General features: G+C 77.0%; 1 protein-coding gene. It reads right to left on the bottom strand.

Translation table 11 applies throughout. The features are described from left to right. Positions 1–68 precede the first annotated feature (68 nt). Positions 69–5,306, bottom strand: coding sequence for a type I polyketide synthase (locus ACFXPK_RS32455; protein ID WP_385080739.1), 5,238 nt, complete (start codon positions 5,304–5,306; stop codon positions 69–71). Positions 5,307–5,424 lie beyond the last annotated feature (118 nt).

The following is a 5,424-nucleotide window of genomic DNA, read 5'->3' as shown; positions in this document are numbered from 1 at the left end:
ACACGTTCCGGTGTGCCGCGGGGCCGGCGCCAGGGGCTGGTCCGGGCCGTCTTCCCGACGGCCGCGGGTCAGCCCCTCTCGCGTGGCCGCAGGCGGGGCCGGGGCCGGGTGCGGGGAGCGGCGTGGAGGCCGAGCAGATGGCCGGCCAGGGTGTCCGGTGTCGGGAAGTCGAAGACGGTCGCGGCGCTGATCCGGAGGCCGGTGACGGCGCCGAGCCGGTTGCGCAGCCGGGTGGCGGTGAGCGAGTCGAAGCCCATGTCGACGAAGCTGCGCCCGGGGGCCACCCCGTCCTCGGTGTCGTGTCCGAGCACCAGGGCCGCGTGCGTACGGACGAGCCGCAACATCTCGGCGCCGCGTTGGTGCTCGGGGAGCGCGCTGAGCCGGCGCCCGAACTCGTCGGGGTCCTGGGCGTACCGTCCCTCCCGGGCCGGGCGCGGACCGCCCGCGGCCCGGCGCATCGCGGGGACGTCGTCGAACAGCCGGGTCAGTGGCCGGGCCTCGGGGGTGGCGGCGACGTGGGCGGCGAGACGGTCCCAGTCGGCGTCGAAGACGGCGACGCGGGTCTCCCCGGCGCGGACGGCGCGGTCGAGCGCCCGCAGGGCGAGGTCCGGTCGCATCGGGGTCAGGCCCTCGTCCCCGGCGGCGTCTTCTCCGGCGGCGGTCCCGGTCCACGGTCCCCAGGCGACACACGTCACGGGCAGCCCGGCGGCCCGGCGCTCCTCGGCAAGGGCGTCCAGGAGGGCGTCGGCCACGGCCCGGCCGGCCCGGCCGGGGGCGCCCGTGACGGCGGCCAGGGACGAGAGGAGCACGAAGGCGGTCGGCTCGGTCCGCTCCCGGGTGAGTTCGTGCAGGTGCCGGGCCGCCTCGGCCCGCTCGCGCAGCGTCTCCTGGAGCCCGGCGACGGTCCGCCCGGCGAGCGTGCCGGTGTCGGGCGCTCCCGCGGTGTGCACGACGGCGGTGAGGGGGCGTGCCGCGGGGACGGCGTCCACCAGGGCGGCCGCGGCGGCCCGGTCGCCGAGGTCGCAGGCCACGAGGTCGGCGGGGGTGCCGAGGGCGGCCAGTTCGGCGCGCAGCGCGTCGGCCTCCTCCGCGCCGGGACCCGGTCGTGAGACGAGCAGGAGGTGTTCGGCCCCGCCGCGGGCCAGGGACAGGGCGACCGTCCGGCCGAGGTCTCCGGTGCCGTCGGTGACGAGGATCGTGCCCCTGGGCGGCCAGGGGGCGGCCGGGGCGGCGGGACGGGACCCGTCCCCGGCGGGGCCGGACGGCGCGGGCCGGGGGGCCGCGGGGGCGGGGGCCCGCAGGACGCGGCGGGCGAAGAGGCCCGCGCCGCGCACGGCGATCTCCCTCTCCCCGGCGGCCTCGCGGTACCCCGCGGTGCCGTCACCGTCGAACGCGCTCGTACTGCGGGCCAGGACGGCTGCGAGCAGTCCGGCCGTCCAGCCGTCGACGCTCGCGGGCAGGTCGACGGTGCCGGTCCAGTGCGCGGAGCCCTCCAGGGCGGCGACGCGCCCGAGCGCCTGGACGGCGAACTGCTCGGGGTGGACGACGGTCTCGGCGTCGCCGACCGCGGCGGCGGACCGGGTGGCGTGCCACACGGGGACACGGCTGCCGTTCTCGTCCAGGGCGCGCAGGAGTTCCAGGGTGAGGGCGACTCCCTCGGGCACCGCGTCGTGCCCGGGGTGGCGTCCCGCGGCGAGGGCCAGCAGGGACAGCACGCCGGAGACGGTGCCGGCGTCGCCCGCCGCGGCGCGGTACTGCCCGGCCAGGGCGTCGGTGCCGGTGACGGGCACGACGACGGGCCGCGCCCCCGGGGTGGACAGCGCCGCGACGAGGTCGGTGACCCAGGGGGCGGCGGCCCGCTCCGCGGGGACGGGCAGGAGCCAGGTGCCGGCCGGTGCCGCGGGCGGCACGGCGACGGCCGTCCAGGCGGTGCGGTGCCGCCAGCCGTCGACGAGCGTGTCCTCGTCCCGGCGGCGCCGGTAGGCGGCCAGCAGGGGCAGCAGCACGGCCGTGGACTCGGTTTCCCCGAGGGCGAGTTCGGCGGCGAGGGCGGCGTCGTCGCCGTCCTCGGTCCGGTGGAGAAGGGTGTCGGCGGTTGTCGGCCGCGGGTTCCCGCCGTCCGAGGGCAGCCAGTAGTCGGCGCGTTGGAAGGCGTACGTGGGCAGGTCGACCGGGTGCGAGGAGCTGTCCGGGGCGGCGAGGACGGCGGACCAGTCGACGTCGGCGCCGCGCGTGAACAGCCGGCCGAGCGCCCGGACCAGGGCGGCACGCTCCCCTTCCTCGGCGCGCAGCGTGGGCACGAACTCGGCGGTGGGCGCGCTGTCCTGGCCCAGAGCGGACAGCACGGCGTCCGGGCCGATCTCGACGAAGGTGGTCACGCCCTGGTCGGCGAGAGCGGTCACCCCGTCGGCGAAGCGGACCGGTTCCCGCACGTGCCGCACCCAGTGCTCCGGCTCCAGCGGCCGGTCCGCGGGCAGGAGTTCTCCGCTCAGGTGGGACATGACGGGAATCTCGGGCACGGCGCAGGTGAGACCCGCCAACTCCGCGCGCAGCGGGGCCAGTACCGGGTCCATGAGCGGCGAGTGGAAGGCGTGCGACACCGTCAGCCGCCGGGTCTTCGCACCGCGCTCCTCCAGACGGGCGACGATCCCGGCGACGGCGTCCCGCGCTCCGGACAGCACGACGGAGTCCGGCCCGTTGACGGCGGCCACGCCGACCTCGTGGCCGCGGTCCGCCAGCAGCGGCACGACGTCGGCCTCCGGGAGCCGGACGGCGACCATCGCACCGCCCTCGGGCAGGCTCCCCATGAGCCGGCCCCGGGCGGCGACGAGCACGCACGCGTCGGCGAGCGTGAGCACACCCGCGACGTGCGCGGCGGTGATCTCGCCGACGGAGTGGCCCGCGACGACGTCGGGACGTACGCCCCAGGAGGTGATGAGCCGGTGGAGCGCGACCTCGACGGCGAACAGCGCGCACTGGGCGTGGAGTGTCCCCGCGAGGGTGCGGGCCGCGTCCTCGCCGGTGTCGAGGACGACGTCCCGCAGGGGCGGTTCGTCGGGCAGCAGGGTGCCGAAGTGGGCGCAGACGGCGTCGAAGGCGTCGGCGAAGACGGGGTGGGTGCGGTACAGCTCGCCCGCCATGCCCGCCCGCTGGCTGCCCTGCCCGGTGAACAGGAAGGCCGTACGTCCGGTGGGCACGCCGCCGGTCACCAGGCGCGGCGCGGGCCGGTCTGCGGCCAGTGCCGCAAGCCCCGCCTCCAGGTCCTCGCGCCGTTCGCCGACGACGGCGGCCCGGTGCTCGAACACCGAGCGCCGGGTGGCCAGTGCGAGGGCCACGTCGTGCGGGGCGGGCGCGGTGCCCGCGGGGAGCTGTCGCAGATGGGCGAGGAGGCGGCGGGCCTGGTCGCGCAGCGCGGCCGGGGAGCGCCCGGAGACGACCCAGGCGACGGGGCAGGCCGGGGTGGCCGGAATGGCGGGGCCGGCCGGGGTGGCGGGCGCCGGGGTGTTCTCCTCTTCCCGGGGAGCCTCCTCGATGATGACGTGGGCGTTGGTGCCGCTGATGCCGAAGGAGGACACGCCGGCCCGCCGGGGCCGTTCACCGGCGGGCCAGGCCAGGGAGTCACGCAGCAGTTCCACGCCGCCGCCCGACCAGTCGACGTGGTCCGAGGGTTCGCCCAGGTGCAGCGAGCGCGGCAGCACGCCGTGCCGCATCGCCTGCACCATCTTGATGATGCCCGCCGCTCCGGCGGCGGCCTGGGTGTGTCCGATGTTGGACTTCACCGAGCCGAGCCGCACGGGGGTGGCGTCGGCGCCGCGCTGCGCGCCATAGGTGGCGATCACGGCCTGCGCCTCGATCGGGTCGCCGAGCCGGGTGCCGGTGCCGTGCGCCTCGACGGCGTCGATGTCGGCGGCCGTCAGCCGGGCATCGGCGAGGGCGGCACGGATGACGCGCTGCTGGGAGGGGCCGTTGGGGGCGGAGAGGCCGTTGGAGGCGCCGTCCTGGTTCGTGGCGGTGCCGCGCACCAGGGCGAGGACGCGGTGCCCGTTGCGGCGGGCGTCCGACAGCCGTTCCACCAGCAGGACGCCGGCGCCCTCGGCGAGCGAGGTGCCGTCCGCGTCGGCGGAGAACGGCTTGCAGCGCCCGTCGGGTGCCAGGCCGCGCTGGCGGCTGAAGCCCATGAGGGCGCCCGGTCCGGGCATCACGGCGACTCCCCCGGCCAGCGCGAGGTCGCACTCTCCGGTCCGCAGCGCCCGGACGGCCATGTGCAGGGCCACGAGCGAGGACGAGCAGGCGGTGTCCACGGTGACGGCCGGGCCTTCGAGCCCCATGACGTAGGCGACCCGCCCGGAGACCACGCTGCCGGCGGTGCCGGTGATCAGGTGTCCCTCGGTGCCCTGTCCGGCGTCGTGGAGGCGGGGCCCGTACTCCTGGTAGTGCGAGCCGACGAACACTCCGGTACGGCTGCCGCGCAGCGTCGCGGGGACGATGCCGGCCTGCTCGACCGCCTCCCAGCCGGTCTCCAGGAGCAGCCGCTGCTGGGGGTCGGCGGCCAGCGCCTCGACCGGCGGGATGCCGAAGAACTCGGCGTCGAAGCGTCCCGCGTCGTGGAGGAACCCGCCCTCCCGGACGTATATCCGGCCGGGTGTGTCCGGGTCGGGGTCGTACAGGTGGTCGAGGTCCCAGCCGCGGTCGGTGGGCAGTCGGCCGATGGCGTCGCCGTGGGAGGCGACGAGGCGCCACAGCTCCTCGGGGGTGGTGACGCCGCCGGGGTAGCGGCACGCCATGCCGACGATGGCGATCGGGTCGTCGGCCACGGGGGCGGCGGGACCGTCGGGGTTCTCCCGCGCCGGTACGGCGGTGGCGTGCTCGGGGCCGAGGATCTCGGCGAGGAGGTGATCGGTGAGCGCGGCGCAGGTGGGGTGGTCGAAGGCCAGTGTGGCCGACAGCCGCAGTCCGGTGGCCGTGCCGAGCCGGTTCCGCAGGTCGACGGCGGTCAGCGAGTCCAGCCCGAGGTCCTTGAAGGCACGGTCCGGCGGAACCGCGTCCGTGTCGGCGTGGCCGAGGACGGTGGTCACCTGGGCGCGGACCAGGTCGAGCAGCGTGTCATGGCGCTCGGCGGGCCGCTGTCCGAGCAGTGACGCGCGCAGCGCCGCGGCCCGGTCCTCGGCGCCGGCGCCCTTGTGGGGCGTGGCGGCGGTCAGCCGGCGGCGTCGGGGTGTTGTCGGCTGGCGGATCAGGGCGCGGAGCATGGGATGGGCGGACGCGTCGCTCGCACCGGCCGACGCGAGGTCGAGCCGGGCAGCCATAAGCAGACTCTCCGACGACACCGCGGCACGATCGAACAACTCCAGCCCCTGCGCACTGGACATCGGCACCACACCCATCCGACCCATCCGCGCCAGATCACCCTCCCCCAAACCCCCC

The organism is Streptomyces sp. NPDC059142 (genome assembly GCF_042755665.1).
In the GTDB taxonomy this organism is placed as follows: Bacteria; Actinomycetota; Actinomycetes; order Streptomycetales; family Streptomycetaceae; genus Streptomyces.
This window is presented reverse-complemented; position numbering and strand designations above follow the sequence as displayed.